At 64.0% G+C, this 5,929-nt stretch carries 4 protein-coding genes; 2 read left to right on the top strand and 2 right to left on the bottom strand.

The annotated features are described in order from the left end of the window. Both NFV80_RS02230 and NFV80_RS02225 read right to left on the bottom strand, forming a co-directional pair. On the bottom strand, nucleotides 1–2,165 hold a 2,165-nt coding region (locus NFV80_RS02230; RefSeq protein WP_296757690.1), incomplete at its 3' end, for a UvrD-helicase domain-containing protein. Nucleotides 2,166–2,305: 140 nt separating this feature from the next. After that, nucleotides 2,306–2,929 carry a 5-formyltetrahydrofolate cyclo-ligase gene (locus NFV80_RS02225; protein ID WP_295331367.1) on the bottom strand — a complete coding sequence of 208 codons (624 nt, stop codon included), beginning with the start codon at nucleotides 2,927–2,929 and terminating at the stop codon, nucleotides 2,306–2,308. Between the two features lie 43 nt (nucleotides 2,930–2,972). Here NFV80_RS02225 and NFV80_RS02220 point away from each other — a divergent pair, with 43 nt between their 5' ends. Both NFV80_RS02220 and NFV80_RS02215 read left to right on the top strand, forming a co-directional pair. Beyond that, nucleotides 2,973–4,919, top strand: coding sequence for a lytic transglycosylase domain-containing protein (locus NFV80_RS02220; protein WP_295331369.1), 1,947 nt, complete (start codon nucleotides 2,973–2,975; stop codon nucleotides 4,917–4,919). A gap of 46 nt (nucleotides 4,920–4,965) precedes the next feature. Continuing rightward, on the top strand, nucleotides 4,966–5,929 hold a 964-nt coding region (locus tag NFV80_RS02215; RefSeq protein WP_295331371.1), incomplete at its 3' end, for a complex I NDUFA9 subunit family protein.

The raw sequence follows: 5,929 nt of genomic DNA, 5'->3' as shown, positions 1-5,929 counted from the left end.
CGAGCGTACTCGAGCGCCAGCCACTTCATGCCGGCGGCGCCGAAATTCACCTGCACGCGGGTTTCCGGCCCCGAGCCCTGCGTCGCCACGATCACTCCGACGCCGAAGCGGGCATGACGCACGCTCTGACCGATGCGCAGGCCGGCAGTCGCCGGCGTTTGCCCGCCAGTGTCCGCATTCTGCCGGGCGCCGGGAGGCACACCGATTCCACCCCGCCGCGTCCTGCGCAACAGATTTGCCGGCAGTTCGTCGAGAAAGGCCGAGGGTAGACAGTAGCGCGTCTGCCCGTGCAGCAGACGCGTCTGCGCGTGGCTCAGGTAGAGACGGCGACGGGCACGGGTGACGGCAACGTACATCAGACGGCGCTCCTCCTCGAGCCCGTCGCGTTCCTGCGCCGCGTTCTCGTGCGGAAACAGACCCTGTTCGAGGCCGCTGATGAAGACAACGTCGAACTCGAGCCCCTTGGCGGCATGCACGGTCATCAACTGCACCGCTTCCTCGCCCTGACCGGCCTGGTGCTCGCCGGCCTCCAGCGCGGCGTGGGCAAGAAAGGAGGCGAGCGGGCCATTCTCGGGTGCTACCTCGCCATCGACGATCGGCTCGCTTTCCTCGCGCAGGAAGCCGGTCGCCGCGTTGATCAATTCGTCGAGATTTTCCAGGCGATCCTTGCCCTCCTTTTCGGCCAGATAGTGCTGACGCAGACCGCTCTTCTCGAGCACGTGGTCGATCAGTTCCGGCAAGGGAAGATCGCCGGTTTCGCCGCGCAGCGTCTCGATCAGGCGGACGAAACGGGTGACCGCCGCCCCCGCCTTGCCGGCGAGACTCGCGGCCGCGTTGTAGAGACTGGAATTCGCCTGCCGCGCAGCTTCCTGCAATGCTTCCGCGCTGCGACTGCCGATCCCGCGCGTCGGAAAATTCAGCACCCGGGCGAAGGCAGTATCGTCATCCGGGTTGGCGATCAGGCGCAGATAGGCCAAAGCATGCTTGATTTCCTGGCGATCGAAGAAACGCAGACCACCATGCACGCGGTAGGGCACCGCCTGCGTGAATAGCTGATGCTCGAGCACGCGGGACTGCGCATTGGAACGATAGAGAACGGCAATCTGATCGCGCGAGATCCCGTCGCGCACCAGTTCGATCACTTCGTCGACGATGCCCCGCGCCTCGTCGGCGTCGGAGAACGCCTCGAAAACGCGGATCGGCTCGCCGGCACCGGCCTCGGTCCACAGGTTCTTGCCGAGACGACCACGATTCTGTTTGATCAGCGCGTTCGCTGCATCGAGGATATTGCCGTGCGAGCGATAGTTCTGTTCGAGGCGAATCACGTTGGGCAATTCGAACTCCCGCTGCAGATCGCGCATGTTGCCGATCTCGGCGCCCCGGAAAGCGTAGATCGACTGATCGTCATCGCCGACCGCGAACAGGCACGCGCCCTCGTTCTCGGGGGCAACGCTGCCGCGTCCGGCGAGCAGCTTGAGCCAGGAGTACTGCAGCCGGTTGGTGTCCTGGAACTCGTCCACCAGGATGTGCCGGAAACGCGCCTGGTAGTGCCGGCACAGCGGCTCGTTGCGCAGCAACAGTTCATACGAACGCAGCAGCAGCTCGGCGAAGTCGACCACGCCTTCACGCCGGCACTGCGCCTCGTATTCGGTGTACAGCTCGACACGGCGGCTGGTGAAGTGATCGTACGCTTCCGCCTGCGCGGCGCGAATGCCCTGTTCCTTGTGTGCATTGATGAAATGCATCAGCTCGCGCGGCGGATATTTCTGGTCGTCTACATTGAGGTTCTTCAGCAGACGCTTGATCGCTGCCAGTTGGTCTGCCGAATCGAGAATCTGGAATTGAGCCGGCAGGCCGGCTTCCCGGTGGTGGGCACGCAGGAAGCGGTTGCACAGCCCGTGAAAGGTCCCGATCCACATCCCGCGCGTGTTGATCGGGAGCATCGCCGCCAGCCGCGCCTGCATTTCCCTCGCTGCCTTGTTGGTGAAGGTCACCGCCAGGATTCCCTGCGGCCCCACCTGTCCCGTCGACAACAGCCAGGCGATGCGAGTCGTCAAGACGCGCGTCTTGCCGCTGCCCGCACCGGCAAGGATCAGCGCGTGCTGGGCCGGCAGGGTGACGGCAGCCAGTTGCGGAGGATTGAGGTGGGCAAGCAGGTCGGACATGGATCGCAGCATTTTCGACAAGGCAGCCGTGATTATCCGGGAAAACGGCGATCGACACGGGAAACCGGCAATGTACCGGCCAATTTCTGCTCGCTCATTCACACGCGACGCGGTCTCTGCCAACTGCTTCCCTGCGCGCGTCAGCGCGACGGCTGAAAAACTCCAGCTTCGGTCACCATCACGTCGAGCGGCTGGTCATGCGTCTCCGGGGCAACCGAGTCGATTCGGGCCAGCTCGAAACCGACGCCGACAGCGAACGGACGTGGACGCAGCGCGGCCAGCGTGCGGTCGAAATAGCCGCCGCCATAGCCGATGCGGTAGCCTGCCGCATCAAAGCCGACGACCGGGATCATGACTGCCTCGGGAATCAGCAACGCACCGCAGGCAGGAACCGGGATGCCGTGGCGGTCGATCTGCATGCGTACTCCGGGCGACCAGGCGCGAAACGCGAGCACGCCGTTTTCCGCGACCACCACCGGCAACAGCGCAGCAAAACCTTCGCGACCTTCGCTGGCCCATCTTTCGACCAGAGGCCGCAAGTCCGGCTCATTGTTCACCGGCCAGCAGAAAGCGACCCGCTTGGCAGCGAACTGCGGAAAGCGGGCCAGCAGCGAGTCACAGATACGACCGGAAAATTGTGCGCAGAGATCTGCCGGCAAGGCTCGACGGCGGTCAAGCAGCATCCGGCGCAGCGCGCGCCGGTCGGCAGCAGCACCGGCAAGCGGTTTCGCGGCAGCGATTCCGGACGTCAACCCGAAAACCATGTGCTATGCTCAAACGCCGTCTTGTCGAGGAAACCAGCTTAACATGAAGTATCGTCACTCGCTCCTGATCGTCCTGCTGCCCTTGTTGCTGACTTCGGCGCCGACTTTCGCGCTGACCGCCGACGAACAATTTCTCGCCGCACGTGACGCTTATCGAGCTGGAGACAAGGCCAAACTGGAGCGCCTGGCGCCATCGCTGCAGGACTACGAGCTTGCCGCCTACGTCGAGTACTGGCAGCTTCTGATGGATCTGAAGGAGAGCGACCCGACGACCATCCGCGCCTTTCTCGGACGCAACGAGAACAGCTACGTCGGCGAAAGAATGCGCATCGACTGGCTACGGCAACTGGGCCGAAGACAGCAATGGGAGCTTTTCGACAGCGAGTATCCGCGCCTCGCGCAGCCCGACCAGGAACTTGCCTGCTATGCGCTGCAGAGCCGACAGGCACAGGGGGACCCGCGCGCAATGGACGACGCGTTGCCGCTCTGGCTGACTCTGCTCGAGCCCCCGGACGCGTGCTACCCGGTGCTGGAGGCGTTGATCGTCAACAAGCGGGTGCTGGCCGACGCGGTCTGGGCGCGCATCCGGCGTCAGTTCGAGGCCAACAAGATCGCGGCTGCCATCTACAGCATGAATTATCTGCCGGCAAGCCAGATGCCCGACAAGAAGCTGGCGCAGGTGGTTGCCGACTCCCCTTTGCCCTGGCTGAACAAATTGCCGAGCGATTTCTCGGGCTCGCGCATGCAGCGCGAACTGGCGGTGCTCGCGATCCAGCGGGTGGCGCGCAACGATCCGCGTGTGGCCGCCGATCAACTCGAAAAGATCGCCGGGTCGCTGAAACCCGGTGAGAAGAACTGGGCATGGAGTCAGATTGGCTTGCAGGCGGCACAGCGGCACCTGCCGGAAGCCATGGACTGGTATCGGCAGGCCGGCGACAGCGCGCTGTCCGACGAGGCAGCGGAGTGGAAGGTGCGCGCCGCGCTGCGCGTGCAGGACTGGGGCAGCGTCCGGGCAACCATCGAAAAGATGCCGCCGACACTCGCCGCGCAGCCGGCCTGGACCTACTGGCTGGGTCGTGCGTACCGTGCCGGTGGCCGCCTCGAAGACGCCAACAACCTGTTCGCCCGGATCGCGGGACAGCCGGATTTCTACGGCAGTCTGGCCAACGATGAGCTGGGCCGGACGACCATGACGCCGCCCAAGGCCGCGCCGCCAACTCGCGAAGAGCTGGCGCAGGTCGCGGCGATCCCCGGCGTACAGCGCGCACAGGCTTTCTTTCGCCTGAACCTGCGTACCGACGGGGTCAAGGAGTGGGGCTGGGCACTGCGCGGAATGAGTGACCGCGAACTTCTGGCAGCATCGGAAATCGCGCTGCGTTCGGGCAACTACGACCGGGCAATCGCCGCCGCCGACCGCACCCGCAACGAACACGACTATTCGCTGCGTTACCTCGCGCCCTATCGCGATCAGGTTAGACCGGCGGCACGCAATCAGGCACTCGACGATGCCTGGGTTTACGGCCTGATGCGCCAGGAGAGCCGCTTCATCACGAGCGCCAAGTCGAACGTTGGCGCCTCCGGCCTGATGCAGTTGATGCCGGCGACCGCCAAGTGGGTGGCCAACAAGATCGGCCTCAAGGATTTCAACCAAGGCCGGGTGAACGACACCGAGATCAATCTGTTGCTCGGCACCACCTACATGCGCCTGGTCCTCGAAAGCCTCGACAACCACCCGGTGCTGGCGTCCGCCGCCTACAACGCCGGTCCGGGTCGGGCACGCCGATGGCGCGCCGATCGGCCGCTGGAAGGCGCAATCTACGCCGAAACCATTCCCTTCAGCGAAACCCGGGACTACGTGAAAAAGGTGATGAACAACTCGGTCTATTACGCCGCGCTCTTCGATGGCAAACCGCAGACGCTCAAGGGCCGACTCGGCGTCATCGCTCCGCGTACCGGAGGGGAGACCGCCAAGAGCGACGATTTGCCGTAAAATGGTCGTCTTTCGACCCTTACCTCTACATCACCGGCAGGACGCTATGAAACTCGAGAACGTGTTGTTGATCGGCGGCAGTGGCTTTGTTGGCGGTTGGATTGCCAGCCGCCTTTCGGATCGCGGCATCCGCGTGACGATACCGACCCGCCATCGCGACAACAGCAAGCGGCTTACCACGCTGCCCATGGTGGACATGGTCGAGGCCAAGGTCCACGATCCACAAACGCTCGCCGATTTGATGCAGGGTCAGGATGCGGTGATCAACCTGGTCGGAATTCTCCACGATGGCGATTCGCGTCTGCCGTATGGCAAGGGCTTCGCTGCGGCGCATGTCGAACTTCCGAAGAAGATTCTCGCGGCCATGCGGCAAAGCGGTGTTCGCCGGCTGGTGCACATGAGCGCCTTGCAGGCGGCGAGCAAGGGCCCATCGGAGTACCTGCGCTCGAAGGGCGAAGGCGAAGCGCTGGTCAGGGCCGCGATTGCCGAATTCGACATCACGATATTTCGCCCATCGGTGATCTTCGGCGCGAATGATGCCTTCCTCAACATGTTTGCCAAACTGGCCAGAGTATCGCCGGTCCTGCCACTTGGCGCCGGCAATGCGCGTTTCCAGCCCGTGTACGTTGGCGACGTGGCTACGGCCTTCGCGGACTGCCTCAATGATGGCGCCACTTTTGGACAGACCTACGACCTCTGCGGTCCGAAGACCTACACCCTGCGTGAAATCGTCGAATACACGGCACAGCTGGTCGGCAGGTCGCCACGCATCATCGACCTGGGAACCGGTGGCTGGGCGTATCTGCAGGCGGGTCTGCTCTGGCTCCTGCCGAAACCGCCGCTGTCGCCGGACAATCTGCGTTCCATGGAAGTCGACAGCGTCAGCGACGGCAGCCATGACTATCCGGGCTGGCAACCAAGAGCGCTCGAAGCGGTGGCGCCGACCTACCTCTCGGCGGTCGAATTGCCGCAGGCTCGCCTCGACCGCTTCCGCTATCGTGCCGGCCGCT

The sequence above is a fragment of the Accumulibacter sp. genome (assembly GCF_023806565.1).
In the GTDB taxonomy this organism is placed as follows: domain Bacteria; phylum Pseudomonadota; class Gammaproteobacteria; order Burkholderiales; family Rhodocyclaceae; genus Accumulibacter.
This window is presented reverse-complemented; position numbering and strand designations above follow the sequence as displayed.

Coding starts and splice junctions, on each gene's coding strand:
- NFV80_RS02225 (WP_295331367.1), bottom strand. CDS start 2,929: ATGGTTTTCGGGTTGACGTCCGGAATCGCTGCCGCGAAACCGCTTGCC.
- NFV80_RS02220 (WP_295331369.1), top strand. CDS start 2,973: ATGAAGTATCGTCACTCGCTCCTGATCGTCCTGCTGCCCTTGTTGCTG.